The sequence below is a fragment of the uncultured Flavobacterium sp. genome (assembly GCF_963925415.1).
Classification (GTDB): Bacteria; Bacteroidota; Bacteroidia; order Flavobacteriales; family Flavobacteriaceae; genus Flavobacterium.
Genome location: NZ_CAWUTS010000115.1, coordinates 1 through 16786, shown reverse-complemented (window position 1 = coordinate 16786; position 16786 = coordinate 1). Strand labels below are relative to the sequence as shown.

The following is a 16786-nucleotide window of genomic DNA, read 5'->3' as shown; positions in this document are numbered from 1 at the left end:
CATTACGGAAGAGATAGTTTAGTTGGTGTAGCGTTATTCTTGACACATTTAGCTAGTTTAGACATGACTGTTGCCGAATTAAGAGCAAGTTATCCTCAATATTACATGAGCAAAAATAAAATTGAATTAACACCACAAATTGATGTAGATGCCATTTTAGAAGCTATGACAGAAAAGTACAAAAACGAAGACATCACAACAATTGATGGTGTAAAAATTGACTTTGCTGATAATTGGGTTCATTTAAGAAAATCAAACACTGAACCGATTATCAGAATTTATACCGAAGCTCAAACGCAACAATTAGCGGATGGCTTAGCCCACAGAATTATTGGAGAAATTAAGCAAATTGCGGGAATTTAATTTAGTTGATATTTTAAATTTATTTCAGTTTCTTTAAAGATACAGCATTCATGCAATAACGCAAGCCGCTTGGTTTTGGCCCGTCAGAAAACACGTGTCCTAAATGGGCATCACATGTATTGCAAATCGCTTCAATTCGTATCATCCCAAAAGAAACATCTTTTATATACCCAACTGCATTTTCTTTAATAGGTTGGGTAAACGACGGCCAACCTGTACCGCTTTCAAATTTTTCGCTTCCGTCAAATAGTAAAGTATCACAACAAATACAAACATAAATTCCAGGCTCAAAAAGCGAACACAACTCCGAACTATGGGGGCGCTCTGTTCCTTTTAAACGGGTAACTCTATATTGTTCTTCAGAGAGTAACTCTTTCCATTCAGTCTCTGTTTTATAAATTTTTGTATCTGAATTAGGATTTTTAGTTCTGGCGTATTGAATTAATGTGTTCCAGTTTAGCATAATTTTGTTATTTAATCTGAACCGAAGTTTCGAAATTTTCTGATTCTGTTGGTTTTACAATTTTTTTAATTTGAGTTATTCAGTCGCTTATAAACTAGGAGCTGCAAGATAATGCAGAACAACCTACTTTATTTCGAGCCCAATCGGGTCTTTTAGCAAACCATTTTTCGTGTGTTTTTTGTTCTGCGTAAGGTTTTAATAGCATTTTATATAATTGATTTAGCAAATTATAATCACCCTTATCTGCGTTTTCAATAGCTAGTTGTGCCATATAATTTCGCAACACATACTTTGGATTAACCAGATTCATTGATTTTTTTCGTTCTAAATCTGATTGATTTTCAGCTTCTAATTGCTTTATATATTTGGCAAACCAATGCAACCATGTGTTATAAATAATTCCTGTAGCCTGATCTGTTTTGTAAAAAGCATCTTTTAATTTGTCAAATGCATTTTCAACAGAATCATCTTTATCAATATGACTCAAATTTCTAAAGAAAATCGTCATATCTGTTTCGGTTAATTGCAAGTTTTCAGTCAATAAATCTACGATTACTTTTGTTTCTTCATTATAACTTTCAAAACCCAATTTACGGTGCATCATTTGTAAATAGTCAGCTTGATATTGTATTGAAAAGTTATTTAATATGTGTTCTAAAGCACGTGCGTCTTCAATTAAAGGAAATAATGCATTAGCTAATTGTAATAAATTCCATTGGGCAATTTGTGGTTGATTGCCAAAACGATATCGTTTATTTTGGTTGTCGGTTGTATTAGGAGTCCAACTAGGGTTATAATCTTCTAGCCAACCATATGGTCCATAATCAATCGTTATGCCATGAATTGACATGTTGTCAGTATTCATTACACCATGAACAAAACCTACACGCTGCCAATGCACAATCATTTCTCGAGTACTATCAGCAACGGTTTTAAAAAACTCGAGATATTTATCTTTTCCTTCGCTTTTTATATCCGGATAATAGTTTTTTAGGGTATAATCGGTTAATAATTGAAGATTTTTTACATCATCTCGAGAGGCAAATAACTCAAAATTACCAAATCGAATAAAACTTGGAGCCGTTCTGCAAACAATTGCTCCTTTTTCATAATCTGCATTTCCGTTATATAAAACATCACGTAAAACCATATCTCCACTTAAAAACAATGCGAGTGATCGTGTTGTAGGAATGCCTAAATGAAACATAGCTTCACTGCATAAATGTTCTCGAATAGAAGACCTTAATACAGCAAAACCATCACCACCACGAGAATAAGGAGTTTTTCCAGCTCCTTTTAATTGAAATGTAGTTTTGGTGTTATTATTTAGTGTTTCAAAAAGTGTAATGGCTCTTCCGTCACCTAATTGACCAGCCCAATTTCCAAATTGGTGACCTGCATAAGCCATTGCATAAGGTTTGGTATTTTTCAAAATGGTTTTTCCTGAAAAAATGTTTAAAAATTCTTTGGATTTAGTTTCTTCAACAGAAATTCCAACACTTTCTGCCACTTCTTTTGAAACGTGAATGAGACTTGGATTGCTTGGTTTTTTTGGATCTACATATGAAAAAGCAGCTTCAACAACTTGTCTGGTTTCGTTTGACACCATTTTGTCGGCAGGTAATTCGTTTGTAAATGTATTATCTAGATTATCTTTTAATTTAAGCATGTGTAAATTTACTAAAATTAGCTCACATGTATACTTAATCAATTGATAAAAATATGTCAACAAAAAAGCCATCATTTGTTTAAAAGATGGCTTTTTTTAAGTTTTAATTTTAGTTACTAAATATCATCAAAATTTAAATCTGTAAAATTTGTTTTGGGAACTTCCTCAGATAAATTTTCGGCTTGATTTTCAGTATATTCTTTTTTAAAGTCTTTTTGATGTCTTTCAGAAATAACTTCTTCACCTTTATGTTCCAATACATAATCAGTCATTTCTTCTAATATTTCTTTAAAGGCAGCAAAATCTTCTTTGTATAAATAAATTTTGTGTTTTTTAAAATGATAAGAACCATCTTCTTCAGTGAATTTTTTACTTTCGGTGATGGTAATGTAGTAATCATCAGCTTTTGTAGACCTTACATCAAAAAAATAAGTTCTTCTTCCTGCTCGTAATACCTTCGAAAAGATATCTTCTTTATCATACATTTCTTGATCGCCCATAGTCTTTCGTTCTTTTTTAATTATAATTTCATTCAAAATTCTAAAAAAAAAAATTATAAAACAATAATTTAGTAAATTTCTTTTTCTAAAAGTTGTTTGTTGTACAATTCTTTATAGTAGCCATCTACTTTAATAAGTTGATTATGAGACCCTTGTTGAATTATAGAGCCTTTTTCTAAAATGATAATTGCATCAGCATTTTTTGCAGAAGAGACTCTATGACTCACAATAATTGTAGTTTTTTGTCGGTTTATTTGCATTAAATTATTCAATATTTGCTCTTCGGTTTCTGTATCAACGGCGCTCAAGCAATCATCTAAGAGAAGAATTGGAGCATCTTTAATAAAAGCACGCGCAATTGATACACGCTGTTTTTGCCCACCCGAAAGTGTTATTCCTCTTTCGCCTAAAACAGTATCGTAGCCTTTTGAAAAATTGATTATATTGTTGTGAACAGCTGCTTTTTTTGCTACATGTATTATTTCTTCTTCAGTTGCGTCTTCTTTTCCAAATTTGATGTTGTTTTTAATGGTATCAGAAAACAAAAAAGCATCTTGAGGTACAACGGCAATAGAATCTCTTAAGTTATTAAGATTTATATTTTTAATAGAATTTTGATCTATAAATATTTCGCCATTAGAAGTGTCATATAACCTGCTTATTAAGGTTAGTATTGTAGATTTTCCTGACCCCGTTTTTCCTAAAATGGCTAAAGTTTTTCCTTTTTCAATTTCAAACGACACATTTTTTAAAGCTTCAATATAGGTGTCTTTATATGTAAATGAAACATTTTTAAACACTATTTTTCCTTCAATAACAGATGGGGTTTCAACGAAATTTTTTATTTCGGGCTCAGTTTTTAAAAACTCATTAAGTCTTTTTTGAGATGCTTCTGCTTCTTGAATCATAGATGAAACCCAACCTAATGATGCTACCGGCCATGTTAACATGTTTATGTATAAAATAAATTGAGCAATGGTTCCAATTTGTTCAATAGTACCATTAATGTACATGATGCCCCCAACATAAATAACAACTAAATTAGACAATCCAATTAATAAAATCATTAGTGGGCCAAAAAGAGAACTGGTTTTTGCTAAAGATAAATTTTTGTTTTTGCTTTCCTGTGTTAACACATCAAATTCAGTCGATTTGTTTCGTTCTAAGGTATAGGCTTTAATAACTCTAATTCCTGAAAAAAACTCTTGTGTAAATGAGGAAAGTGTAGAAAGGTTTTGTTGGTATAAACTGCTTTTTTTGTGTATTTGTGAGCTTAATTTAAATATGCTGTAAGATAGTAGAGGTAGAGGTAATAACGAATAAAAAGTTAATTTTGGAGAAATATTATACATATAAAATATAACGACGCCAAAACGAATTAATGTGTTTAAGGAATACATTACGGCTGGGCCTACATACATTCTAACTTTTCCAACATCTTCACTTATTCGATTCATCAAATCACCAGTTCGATTTCTTTTATAAAAACTTTGGGATAAGTTTTCATAATGCCTAAAGACTTCATTTTTTAAGTCAAATTCAATATGTCTCGACATTACAATTAGCGTTTGACGCATCAAAAAAGTTAAAAGCCCCGCAACAAGTGTAGTGGCTAAAATAATTAATATATTATATAGGAGCTCTTTTTTAACAAATTCAGGATTAGTCTTTGCAAATTGCTGTACAAGATTTATTGAATTTCCAATATATTCTGGAGTGTATAAAGAGAAAATTTGGGCTAAAACAGTAAATAATAATCCTAAAAAAAATCTATATTTATATTTTATGAAATACTTGTTTACATATTTTAACTCTTTCATTTTAAGTAGAAAAATTGATTTTAATAAATTTTTTAAATTAATTAGACAAATACAGTTTATAGCGTATTTGTCAAAAAAGCAAACCATATTTTTAAATTATTACAAAATTATACCTAATTTCGCCCAATAATTTTAATAAAACATTAACACAACTATGACTACAAATATTATTCCTGTAAACGAAATGCATAAAGTTGATCCTGTATTTGGTCAAATTTCATTTGATGGACATGAACAGGTAGTGTTTTGCCATGACAAAGATACTGGTTTAAAAGCAATAATTGGTATTCATAATACAATATTAGGTCCGGCTTTAGGTGGAACAAGAATGTGGAATTATACCAATGAATGGGAAGCTCTAAATGATGTTTTGAGATTGTCTCGCGGCATGTCTTTTAAGTCTTCAATTTCTGGTTTAAACCTTGGAGGAGGTAAAGCCGTAATTATTGGCGATGCTAAAACCCAAAAAACACCCGAATTAATGCGAAGATTTGGAGCATTTGTTCATTCATTATCGGGTAAATATATTACCGCAGAAGATGTAGGTATGGAAACAAGTGATATGGATACTGTTAGAGAAGTTACGCCTTATGTTGCGGGTGTTTCTGAATCAAAAGGAGGTTCAGGCAACCCCTCTCCAAACACTGCATATGGTGTTTATATGGGTATGAAAGCCGCAGCAAAATTTCAGTTTGGAACAGAAAATTTGGAAGGAAAAAAAATACTAGTACAGGGAATAGGTCATGTAGGAGAAATTTTAGTTGATCATCTAACAAAAGAAGGTGCTCTTGTAACAATTTCAGATATAAACCAAGACCGATTATTAGATGTGAGTTCAAAATATGGATCAAAAATTTATACAGGTGACGATGTTTACGGATTAGATGTTGATATTTATGCTCCTTGTGCATTAGGAGCAACGATAAATAACGAAACTATTCATAGGATAAAAGCAAAAGTTATTGCAGGAGCTGCAAATAATCAATTGGCAAACGAATTAATTCATGGCCAATTACTAAAAGAAAAAGGCATTATTTATGCTCCAGATTTCCTAATAAATGCAGGAGGTGTTATTAATATTTATTCTGAATTGGCTAAAATATCTAAAGAAGAAGTAAAACAAAAAACAGAAAACATTTACAATACAGCGCTAGAAATTTTTCATTTGTCTGATATTAACAAGAGTACAACACAACAAGCGGCCATGTCAATTGCGCAAAAGCGAATAGACGACAGAAAAAAAGAAAAAGCATAGTAATTTTATTAAAAAATTGTATTTTTGCAGAGCGAAAGGTAAATCTTTCGCTTTCTTAATTAAATAAGTTCTTATAAATGTTGAATAGAAGACACATTCGAGTAAAAGTAATGCAATCCATTTATGCTGTTCATCAACATAAATCGGACGATATTAATAGAGAAGAAAAATTTTTGTTTTATAGCATAGAAGCCATTCAAGAATTGTATTTATTGCTTTTTTCTGCTATGATTGAATTAAGAAGTAATGAGGAAAAACATTTGGCTTTATCATCAAAAAAACATTTAGCAACAACGGAAGAATTAAATCCTAATACTAAATTTGTTCAAAATCAGGTGTTGCTTTTGTTAGAAAGTCAATCTAGTTTGTCTGTTGCTTTTGAAAATAAAAAAATTAATCAGTGGAAATTAAACGATGATTTAATCATACAGCTGCTGGATGAGATTAAAAAATCAGATGTCTATTTAGAATATATGGATGCAGGTGCTGCTACTTTTAAAGATGATGCTCAATTTGTGTATGACCTATTTGAAAAAGTAATAGCTCCAAATGATCGTTTATATGATTATTTAGAAGATTACAAACTAACTTGGATTGATGATTACGCATTAGTAAATACATTTATTATTAAACAGTTAGCTAAGTTAAAAGATGTAAACAGTACTGTCGAAATTCCAAGAGTTTATAAAGATGAAGATGATAAAGATTTTGCAAAGCAACTTTTTATAAAAACACTTTTAAACGAACAAGAGTTAGCAAAAGAATATGTTAATAAAACCCCTAATTGGGATTCTGAACGAATTGCTGAAATAGATACAATTATATTAAAAATGGCTATTTGCGAAATATTAAAATTTCCGTCGATACCCGTTAAAGTAACTATAAATGAATATTTAGAAATTGCAAAAGAATATTCAACCCCAAAAAGCAGTATATTTATCAACGGAATTTTAGATAATTTAATTAAAGAATTTAAAGAAGAAAATAAACTGAATAAATCAGGAAGAGGCTTAATGTAAAAAAAAAATAATATGAAAGTAAAATTAATACCCCTATTTGCAATTGTTATCTTATTTGCTGTTTCATCATGTAAAGAAAACGCATCAAGTAAAATAACAGAAGCAGATATGAAAGTTGCGAATGAATTTTCTGCAGTATCAGAAAAATTACCTGTTTTAGAATTTGATAAAACCGAACACGATTTTGGTTCTATAAATGAAGGTGATAAAGTTTCAACTGAGTTTATAGTTACAAATACAGGTGATGCTGATTTGATTATTGTAAGTGCAGTAGGAAGTTGTGGATGTACTGTTCCTGTTTGGAAAAAGGAAGCTATTAAGCCAGGAGAATCTACTCCTATTTTAGTAACTTTTGACTCTAATGGAAAGCCCGGGCAACAAGAAAAATCGGTTACAATTACTGCCAATACGGCTAATGGTAAAGAGGTATGCAAAATTAAAGCAAACGTAAAACCCAAAACTAACAAGGCTACTACAGCTATAACTAATTAAATATGGATTCAAGTTTATTATTACAAATAGGTTTAATGATTGCTGTTTTTTATTTTTTATTAATAATGCCTCAGCAAAAAAGAGCAAAAAAAGAAAAATCTTTTGAACAAGGATTAAAAGCGGGTGATAAAGTTATTACTAAAGCTGGAATTCATGGTAAAGTTTCAGAATTATCTTCAGAAACTGTAGTTATAGAAACTATGGCTGGAAAAATAAAAATGGAGCGCAGTGCTATTTCTATGGAAATGAGTGCTAAATTAAACACGACTGTTACGGCTAAATAAGATTAAAGAAACAGCTCTTTATTATAAAAAAAACCGATGTTCGTTTGAAGCATCGGTTTTTTTATAATTAATTTTTTAAATTATATTATTTAACTAACCTTAAATATAATTGTTCCACTTTTTCTCTAGCCCAAGGTGTTTTTCGTAAAAAAGTTAAACTCGATTTTATTGTTGGGTTTTCGGTAAAACAACGAATTTTTATTTTTTCGCCTAATTTTTCAAAACCATATTCTGCAACTAACTTTTCTATAATATCAGCTAATTTAATTCCGTGTAATGGGTTGCTATTTTGGTTTAATTCGGGCATGATATTATGTTTAATAAATGGATGAATTTAAAGGGACTCGGTATCAGATGTTATTGTCTAGCTGTTAATTCAGCTATTTTTACAATTACTTCAGTGGCTTTAATCATACTTTCAACCGGAATATATTCATACTTTCCATGAAAATTATGTCCACCTGCAAAAATATTTGGACAAGGCAAACCCATGTATGACAATTGTGAACCGTCAGTGCCGCCACGAATAGGCTTTATTAAAGGTGTTATTCCTAATTCAAGCATTGCTTTTTCGACAATATTTACTATATGAAAAACAGGCTCAACCTTTTCTTTCATGTTGTAATATTGGTCTTTAATTATTGCTTCGCAAATTGCTTCACCAAATTGTTTAAGGTATTGTTGATTAAATTGATCAGCAATGGTATAAATTAATTTTTTTCGAGCTTCAAATTTGTTTTTATCATGATCGCGAATGATCAGCTCTAAAACTGTTTCTTCGAGTGTACCTGTTAAATGATTTACATGAAAGAAACCTTCATAGTCTGTGGTTAATTCGGGCACTTCATTTGGAGGTAATTTTGTAATAAATTGACTGGCTAATAGCATTGAATTAATCATTTTTCCTTTTGCATATCCTGGATGAACACTTTTTCCTTTGAAGCTAATTTTAGCTCCAGCGGCATTAAAATTTTCGTATTCAAGTTCCCCAATTTGACTACCATCCATGGTATAAGCCCATTGGCAACCAAATTTTTCTACGTCAAATTTATGAGCACCACGACCTATTTCTTCATCTGGCGTAAAACCTACTCGAATTTTTCCATGTTTAACTTCTGGATGATTGATTAGGTATTCCATGGCTGTCATGATTTCGGTAATGCCCGCTTTGTCATCAGCACCTAAGAGCGTTGTGCCATCGGTTGTAATAAGTGTTTGCCCTTTATAAAGTAACAAATCTTCAAAATAATCAGGCGATAAAATGATATTTTTTTCAGCATTTAAAACAATATCTTTTCCATCATAATTTTGAATGATTTGTGGGTTTACATGTGCACCTGTGAAATCGGGTGTGGTATCAAAATGAGAAACAAATCCAATTGTAGGAACTTCATGCGTTACATTACTGGGCAAAGTTGCCATGATATATGCATGTTCATCAATAGTTACCTCATGCATACCCATAGCTTTTAATTCGTCAACTAATTTATTAGCTAAATCCCATTGTTTAAATGTGCTTGGGGTTGTATTTGAATTGGGATCAGATTCAGTATCAATAGTTACATAACTGATGAAACGGTCTATTATTTTTTGCATGTTTTTTTTAACTTTTTAATTAATTATACAAGTTTCTAGTTATGCCGAATGTAATGATTTATTTAAATTAAACATCTAAAATCAACAATCATTAATTTATTTTAGGCTTCCAACCATCTCTTCGGGTTTAACCCATTCATCAAAATCTGCTGCAGAAACATATCCCAAACGAACGGCTTCAATTTTTAGTGTTGTTCCGTTTTTGTGAGCTGTTTGAGCAATTTCTGCTGATTTGTAGTAACCAATTTTTGTGTTTAACGCTGTAACTAGCATTAATGAATTATCTACTAATTCTTTAATTCGGGTATAATTTGGTTGAATTCCAGAAGCACAATGCTCGTTAAAAGACTGGCATGCATCTCCAAGTAAGCGAGCCGATTGCAAAAAATTGGCTGCCATCATAGGTTTAAAAACATTTAATTCATAATGTCCTTGGGTACCACCAATTGTTATTGCCACATCGTTACCCATAACTTGAGCACAACCCATAGTTAGTGCTTCAGATTGTGTTGGATTAACTTTTCCTGGCATAATTGAAGAACCTGGTTCGTTTTCTGGTATGATAATTTCTCCAATACCAGATCGAGGACCAGAAGCCATCATTCTAATATCATTTGCAATTTTGTTTAACGAAACAGCCAATTGCTTTAATGCACCGTGAGATTCAACAATTGCATCATGAGCTGCTAATGCTTCAAATTTATTTTCAGCAGTTACGAAAGGCATTCCTGTAAATTTCGCAATGTATTCGGCTACTTTTACATCATATCCTTCCGGAGTATTTAATCCAGTTCCAACTGCAGTTCCGCCTAAAGCTACTTCTGATAAATGTGCTAAAGTGTTTCTTATTGCTTTTAATCCATAATTTAATTGTGCTACATAACCTGATAGTTCTTGACCTAAAGTTAATGGTGTAGCGTCCATAAGGTGTGTACGACCTATTTTTACTACATTCATAAACTCTTTAGATTTTAGGGCTAATGTGTCTCTTAGTTTTTCAACACCTGGGATTGTTACTTCAACAACAGCTTTATATGCTGCAATGTGCATTCCGGTTGGGTATGTGTCATTTGAAGATTGTGATTTATTTACATCATCATTAGCTTTTACAACGGGCTCTCCCTCACCAATTTTGAAACCAGCCAAAACTTGTGCACGATTAGCAACTACCTCATTCACATTCATGTTGCTTTGCGTTCCAGAGCCTGTTTGCCAAATTACTAGTGGAAATTGATCGTCTAGTTTTCCACTTAAAATTTCATCGCACACTTGTGCTATAGCATCTCTTTTTTTTATTGAAAGCACACCTAAATCACAATTGGCATATGCAGCTGCTTTTTTTAAATAGGCAAAGCCCATGATTACTTCACGAGGCATTGATGCAGTTGGACCTATTTTAAAATTGTTTCTTGAACGTTCGGTTTGAGCACCCCAATATTTATCTGCAGGAACTTGTACTTCACCCATTGTATCTTTTTCAATTCTATATTCCATTTTTATAGTTTATTCGTTAATTTTTTTATTTAAAGCTAAATCGGTTTCACAGTTTATTTAACTAATAAAACTCATCAAATTTAAGGATTATTATAGCTTTTTAAAAATAAATTAAACTATTTATTGTTAAAAAAAATAATTGCTCTATCTTTGAAGTGATTTAATTAAAATTAAGGAAAACATGTTTGAATTTGATCAGTATTTAGGCTTTTTATTGTTTTTAACCATTTTAACTATAGGTTTTTGGTTGATGTTCTTTTTAGTTGCATTTGTGCCTTATTGGTTAGGTGGAGCTATCATGGAATTAATCAAAGAAAAAAAAGCAAAAAAAGAATCAGAAAAAGAATAATTTCTTTTGTTCTACAAAAAAAAGCACTTGATTATTCAAGTGCTTTTTTTTATGCTTATTTTGGCAATTAATTTATATCATTTCTTCGCCACCACCTTCATAACTTTTTTGGTTTTCACGCTCTTTTTTCTTGTTAAACCTATAGGTAAATGCTAAAGTAACTTGTCGTAGTCTCCATTGGTATTCAGAATAGGAAGAAACTAAATTTGGAATATAAGTTAGGTATCTTCGTTTTCTCATGTTAAACAAATCACTAACATTTAGCGCAATAGTACCTTTGTCTTTTAAAACATCTTTGCTAAAAGCAAGATTTACATCGGTCATGTCCAATCGTTTACCTTGAGCTGTTTGTTGTGCTGCTCTATAAGATACGTTTGTTTGCCAATCAATTTTATAAGGTAATGATATTTTAGAACTGATTCGGGTAAACCAAGAATTGGCTTCATTGTCAAAATTTTGATTGATTGTTTCATCTAAATAATTGACATATGAATAATCACCCGTAATTTTATTTTTGAAGATGTTAAAATTACCGTTTAATTTCCACCATTTTGTAGGGTTGTAATTTACGTTAAATTCAAATCCCATGCGGGTTTCTTTAGCCAAATTTATTGGTGTGCTTAATATTACAGGAATGTTATCAACAAATAAACCTGATTCTTTTCGAATAAATTGTGTTGAATTATTTGTATAATTTGCATAAGCAGACGAATTTAAAGTTATTTTGCCCCATTTTTTTAAAAAACCAATTTCATAAGCATCTGTAAAACTTGGGTTTAAATCAGGGTTTCCTTGAAAAATGTTGATATTACTTGAATACGATGAAAAAGGATTTAAAAAGCGTCCCCGCGGCCTGTTAATTCTTTTACTGTAACTAATACTGATGTTACTGTCGTCATTAATATCATAGTTTAAGGTAGCAGTAGGAAAAAAGTTGTTGTATTTTTTAGTGTTGTAATCATTTGATGTTATAGAGTTTACATCAATATTACTATCTTCATACCGTAGTCCAAAAAAGTATGAAAAATTCTTTATTTTATTACCATATTGAATATACAGCGCATGTATGTATTCATTATATTCTAAAGTGTTAGAAAACAAGGTGTTGGGCTCAATTCTAAAATCTGTTAAATTTTCTTGAAAACTACCGCGGTAGCCTGTTTCAAAACGCCCATCTTCTCCAATTGGCAAAACATAATCGGCTTGAATTAATTTGCGTTTTTGTTTTTCATTATTTAAAGTTGTTTCGATAAATAAAGATGACTCGTCTCCAATAATTCTATCAAAAATAATAGAGCTGTTATCTTCTTTGTTTTCTGAAACAGCTACATCGATTGTTAGTTTATGATCTTCTTTTGTAAATTGTTTGGTAAAATTTGAAGCATATTCAATACTGAATTCATCATTTAATTCATCATTAAATCGATTTCTTGTAAATGTTGGGACACTTAGTTCATCAAAATTATATAAATATACATCATCAGAGTTAGATCCGTTACTTTTATTAAAAGTTAGAGAATGTGTCCAGTTTGTAGATGTATTTAAAAATAAATCGATACCTAAATTTGCATTATAACCATTGCTTAATCTGTTATTCGTTCTTTGTTCATCAATATAACGTATGGTTTGCCCTGTAGTTCCGTCAAAATATTGTGAATTATTTTTAGAATTACCGGGTGAGTTTCTATAGTTGTACCCCAAGTTCGAAAATAAATTAAAATGTGTGCCTCTGTAATTTAAGTTAGATGAAACACTATACGATTCAGGATCACTAACGGAAGCTACAAAAGAACCATTAATACCTTGTGCTTTACCTTTTCGTAAAATAATATTTATAATTCCACCACTACCTTCTGCGTCATAGCGTGCTGAGGGGTTTGTGATTAATTCAATTTTTTGAACAGAGTCTGCAGGTAAGAGCTTTAAAGCATCTGCAACGTTTATTCCAGCCAATCCAGATGGTTTTCCGTCAATAAGAATACGCACATTTTCGTTACCTCTAAGGGCAATTGTGCCGTCAGGATCTACTGTTACTGACGGAACATTATTTAAAACATCGCTCATTGTTCCTCCTTTGACAATCATGTCTTGACCTACATTGTATACTCTTTTGTCTAGCTTAAATTCTACAGTAGAAACTTCACCTATTACGACAACTTCTTGTAATTGTGATATATCAGATTCTAAATAAACAGCATCAAAAGCAGTATTAGACATTAAAATTTTAGATTTGACTACTAAAGTTTTAAACGATATAAATTCAAAGCTTACTTGATAAGTGCCTTTATCAACTTCAAAATTAAAATCTCCTTTTTCGTTTGTAATTCCTCCCGAAATTAAGGTTGGGTTATTTAAATTTTTGAGAACAACTGTTGCATATTCTAGAGGGGTTTTTGTGCTTTTTTCAAATATAGTTCCACTTACTGTTATTTTTTCGTTTTGAGCAATTCCAGTAAAAGAAAAAAGCATGATTATGTAAGAAAATAATGACTTATTCAACTTCATTTTATATGTTTAATATATTTATTAAGACGACAAAATTAAGCTTTGGTTTAAACTACTAATCACAAAATTTTGTTAATAAATACTATAGAATTTCTTTTATTTTTTAACAGGGAGAGCTACAATAACTTAGTTTTTATAGACTACAGTCGTCCTTTCTATTCATTTTGGATTTTGAATCATTGCTTCAATTATTTGAGTGTCGCATAATTCCCTATTTTTAAAAAGATCTAACCCTGTTTTTCTTTTTTCTTACTAATTTTATTGGTTTCTAATTCAATTTTTTTTTAGAATTTCAATCAATTGAATAGCAGTTAATTTATTGTCCAAATATTTAATAATTGCAAAGGTTTTATTTAGGCTTTCAAGAGCAGTTAATCCTTTTCGGGACTTTTTACATCTGGGACTATGGTAAATTTTTATCATGATTTGTTAATTTCAGTTTTATAGTAATATAAAAAATAGTATTTTAGACAAAAAATAAATAAATACCTATGTTTATAGCTCAATCATATAAAAAAGAAAATGTTTTTGGAAAGTATCTTCTTGGCTCCTTAGTGATTTTTTTAGCATCAATTATAGGACAAATTCCTTTTGTAATTGCGATGTTATATGAGGTATTTGTAAACAAAAAAGCATTTCCTTCAACCGAAAAAGAGGTATTTGATCTTTTGGGATCTAACGGGTTTTTATTTTTAATGCTTGTTTCATTTGTATTTGCTATTTTAGGGTTGTATTTAGTTGTAAAAAAACTTCATAATCAAAATTTTAAAGTAATTATTACTTCAAGAAAGACTATAGATTGGAAACGTTTTTTTGTTGCTTTTTCTATATGGGGGTTTATTTCTGTTTCCTTAATATTAATTTCCTTTTTTTCGGGTGACTCTGAAATAGAATTGCAATTTAACATAGTTCCGTTTTTAATATTATCTCTTATTGCAATTGTTTTAATTCCAATTCAAACAAGCACTGAGGAATTAGTTTTTAGAGGTTACTTGATGCAAGGGTTTTATAATTTATCAAAAAACAAATGGTTTCCTTTAGTAATGACATCAGTTATATTTGGAACGATGCACATCGCTAATCCTGAAGTTTTAGAAATGGGTTATATTGTATTAGTATATTATATAGGAACTGGTTTTTTTTTGGGGATTATTACACTTATGGACGAAGGCACAGAATTAGCTTTAGGATTTCACGCAGCAAACAATTTAGTTGCGGCACTTTTAATAACGTCTGATTATAGTGTTTTAAAAACAAATGCTATTTTTAAAGACTTGTCAAAACCAGAAGTTGGTTTTGAGATTTTTATGCCTATATTATTTTATATAATTTTACTTTTTATTTTTTCAAAAATGTACAACTGGTCCAACTGGAAAGATAAGCTTATTGGAAATCATGGAGCTAAAACTGATAAATTTTAATTAACATTATTACATGCCAAAATACATTCCCGATTATAAAAGCGTACATCCTAAATTTAAACTAAACGGATTTCAATTATCGGCAAATGATTTGTATAGTGATGCCAGTAGTTTTATAAAAGAAGGAGCCGATTTTGAAAAGGATGTTGGGGTATTTATGTTGGATTGGTTTGATGCTACTACTTTTGTTGAAATGAAAACTTCGGGTTCAACCGGAAAACCAAAAACCATTCGTGTTTCAAAGCAAGCGATGATTCAATCGGCATTGGCAACAGGCGCTTTTTTTAATTTAGAGCCTGGAAATACTATTTTAAACTGTCTTCCGTTAAAATATGTAGCTGGAAAAATGATGGTCGTTCGTGCTTTTGTATTGGGTTTAGAACTTGATTTAATAGCACCTCGTTCAAATCCGCTAGAGCATATTAAAAAAACATATGATTTTATAGCATTAGTTCCGTTACAAGTTCAAAACTCGTTAGATTATTTGCATAATTTTAAAACGGTTATTATTGGTGGTGCAAAGGTTTCATCTGATTTAGAACAAAAATTAAAGGCCATTAACTCTGACGTTTTCGAAACTTTTGGCATGACCGAAACCATTACGCATATTGCAGCACGTAAAATAGGAGAAAAAGCATTTACTGCATTACCCAATGTAGTTATTTCAACAAATACAAATAGATGTTTATTGATTGATGCTCCCAATATTTCTGATCAAGTAATTCATACCAATGATCTTGTAGAATTGGTTTATGAAAACCAATTTATATTTTTGGGGCGTTTTGATAACATCATAAACAGCGGAGGTGTTAAACTAATTCCCGAGCAAATAGAAGAGAAGTTAAGGCCTTTTATAAACAGGCGTTTTTTTGTTTATGGTAAATCAAACGAACTTTTAGGCCAGCAAGTAGTATTGGTGGTTGAAGGTGAAGTAATGCCAATTGAGTTTGATGAAATTAAAAATTTAAACAAAATTGAACATCCAAAAGAGATAGTCTTTATTCCACAATTCAAAGAAACCCCTAATGGTAAAGTAATTCGAAAAGAAACCGTGTTAGGTTTAAGTTTTTAAATGAAACTTTATAAAAACATTAAAGAACTGTTATTTATTTAATAAACTTTTACATAAAACTTATCTGTTCTAACTTTTAGTTCATCTGGTATAGACACAACAGCAATAGGTGCAATTTGAAATTCATTTGTTGCTAATAATCGTTTTCTTTTACCGTTAATTTCAATTTCTATAGGCATTTCAAAGTTAGGCTCGTCAGTTTGCCATTTGTATTTGAAGGTTTTCTTGTGCTTCTTTAATACTAAAACAGGAATTGCAGTATGTTTTAAATATTGATTAAATATAGGCTTCAAATCATGTTCCATTTCTGTACTAAAAAAAGCTATAACGGTTTTGGTATCAATAATTTGTTTTTTAAAGGTATTTGAATATTTAAGGAGCATTGCCCACCATTTAGAATCGTTATTACACACATGTCTCAAGGTATTTAGCATTAAAGCTCCTTTGTAATACATGTCGCTAGACCCTTCTTTATTGACTCCAT

The 16786-nt window shown here is 30.7% G+C and carries 15 protein-coding genes and 2 pseudogenes; 8 read left to right on the top strand and 9 right to left on the bottom strand.

The annotated features are described in order from the left end of the window. Positions 1-363, top strand: a pseudogene (locus AABM47_RS09210) (phosphoglucosamine mutase); the annotation flags it as partial. A 19-nt stretch (positions 364-382) separates the two neighbouring features. On the opposite strand, the gene msrB reads toward AABM47_RS09210, so the two are convergent. The 4 genes from msrB to AABM47_RS09190 all read right to left on the bottom strand — a co-directional run bounded on the left by msrB (position 383) and on the right by AABM47_RS09190 (position 4815). After that, positions 383-826: a peptide-methionine (R)-S-oxide reductase MsrB gene (gene msrB / locus AABM47_RS09205; protein WP_338410632.1), complete on the bottom strand. Its 444-nt coding sequence runs from the start codon at positions 824-826 to the stop codon at positions 383-385. A gap of 94 nt (positions 827-920) precedes the next feature. After that, positions 921-2495 carry a YdiU family protein gene (locus AABM47_RS09200; protein WP_338410631.1) on the bottom strand — a complete coding sequence of 525 codons (1575 nt, stop codon included), beginning with the start codon at positions 2493-2495 and terminating at the stop codon, positions 921-923. A 116-nt stretch (positions 2496-2611) separates the two neighbouring features. Then, on the bottom strand, positions 2612-2995 hold the full coding sequence (locus tag AABM47_RS09195) for a PUR family DNA/RNA-binding protein (protein ID WP_338410630.1): 384 nt from the start codon (positions 2993-2995) through the stop codon (positions 2612-2614). Positions 2996-3063: 68 nt separating this feature from the next. Then, positions 3064-4815 (bottom strand): ABC transporter ATP-binding protein, encoded by a 1752-nt coding sequence (locus tag AABM47_RS09190; protein WP_338410629.1) that lies wholly within the window; start codon positions 4813-4815, stop codon positions 3064-3066. Positions 4816-4969: 154 nt separating this feature from the next. Between AABM47_RS09190 and AABM47_RS09185 the strand changes: the two genes are divergently transcribed. The 4 genes from AABM47_RS09185 to yajC all read left to right on the top strand — a co-directional run bounded on the left by AABM47_RS09185 (position 4970) and on the right by yajC (position 7865). After that, positions 4970-6070, top strand: coding sequence for a Glu/Leu/Phe/Val dehydrogenase dimerization domain-containing protein (locus AABM47_RS09185; protein WP_338410628.1), 1101 nt, complete (start codon positions 4970-4972; stop codon positions 6068-6070). 77 nt (positions 6071-6147) lie between these two features. Next, positions 6148-7089 carry a transcription antitermination factor NusB gene (nusB, locus tag AABM47_RS09180; protein WP_338410627.1) on the top strand — a complete coding sequence of 314 codons (942 nt, stop codon included), beginning with the start codon at positions 6148-6150 and terminating at the stop codon, positions 7087-7089. 12 nt (positions 7090-7101) lie between these two features. Next, complete coding sequence (locus tag AABM47_RS09175; RefSeq protein WP_338410626.1) at positions 7102-7581, top strand: DUF1573 domain-containing protein; 480 nt, start codon at positions 7102-7104, stop codon at positions 7579-7581. 2 nt (positions 7582-7583) lie between these two features. Continuing rightward, positions 7584-7865, top strand: a complete 282-nt coding sequence (yajC, locus tag AABM47_RS09170; protein ID WP_338410625.1) for a preprotein translocase subunit YajC — start codon at positions 7584-7586, stop codon at positions 7863-7865. An 85-nt stretch (positions 7866-7950) separates the two neighbouring features. Here yajC and AABM47_RS09165 read toward each other — a convergent pair whose 3' ends face one another. From AABM47_RS09165 to fumC, 3 genes are all read right to left on the bottom strand, one after another. Continuing rightward, on the bottom strand, positions 7951-8172 hold the full coding sequence (locus tag AABM47_RS09165) for a VF530 family protein (protein WP_338410624.1): 222 nt from the start codon (positions 8170-8172) through the stop codon (positions 7951-7953). 50 nt (positions 8173-8222) lie between these two features. Continuing rightward, complete coding sequence (pepT, locus tag AABM47_RS09160) at positions 8223-9461, bottom strand: peptidase T (RefSeq protein ID WP_338410623.1); 1239 nt, start codon at positions 9459-9461, stop codon at positions 8223-8225. 96 nt (positions 9462-9557) lie between these two features. Continuing rightward, the gene (gene fumC, locus AABM47_RS09155) at positions 9558-10955 is read right to left on the bottom strand and encodes a class II fumarate hydratase (protein WP_338410622.1); all 1398 of its coding nucleotides are present in this window, start codon (positions 10953-10955) and stop codon (positions 9558-9560) included. Positions 10956-11136: 181 nt separating this feature from the next. Between fumC and AABM47_RS09150 the strand changes: the two genes are divergently transcribed. Next, positions 11137-11304: a hypothetical protein gene (locus AABM47_RS09150; RefSeq protein ID WP_338410621.1), complete on the top strand. Its 168-nt coding sequence runs from the start codon at positions 11137-11139 to the stop codon at positions 11302-11304. 72 nt (positions 11305-11376) lie between these two features. Here the strand turns inward: AABM47_RS09150 and AABM47_RS09145 are convergent, their stop codons facing one another. Next, complete coding sequence (locus AABM47_RS09145; protein WP_338410620.1) at positions 11377-13809, bottom strand: TonB-dependent receptor; 2433 nt, start codon at positions 13807-13809, stop codon at positions 11377-11379. Positions 13810-14300: 491 nt separating this feature from the next. On the opposite strand from AABM47_RS09145, the gene AABM47_RS09140 reads away from it, so the two are divergent. Together AABM47_RS09140 and AABM47_RS09135 are read left to right on the top strand one after the other, a co-directional pair. After that, positions 14301-15230, top strand: a complete 930-nt coding sequence (locus AABM47_RS09140) for a CPBP family intramembrane glutamic endopeptidase (RefSeq protein ID WP_338410619.1) — start codon at positions 14301-14303, stop codon at positions 15228-15230. A gap of 13 nt (positions 15231-15243) precedes the next feature. Continuing rightward, positions 15244-16302, top strand: coding sequence for an AMP-binding protein (locus tag AABM47_RS09135; RefSeq protein ID WP_338410618.1), 1059 nt, complete (start codon positions 15244-15246; stop codon positions 16300-16302). 38 nt (positions 16303-16340) lie between these two features. Here AABM47_RS09135 and AABM47_RS09130 read toward each other — a convergent pair. Further along, positions 16341-16786 (bottom strand): annotated as a pseudogene (locus tag AABM47_RS09130) (M1 family peptidase); the annotation flags it as partial.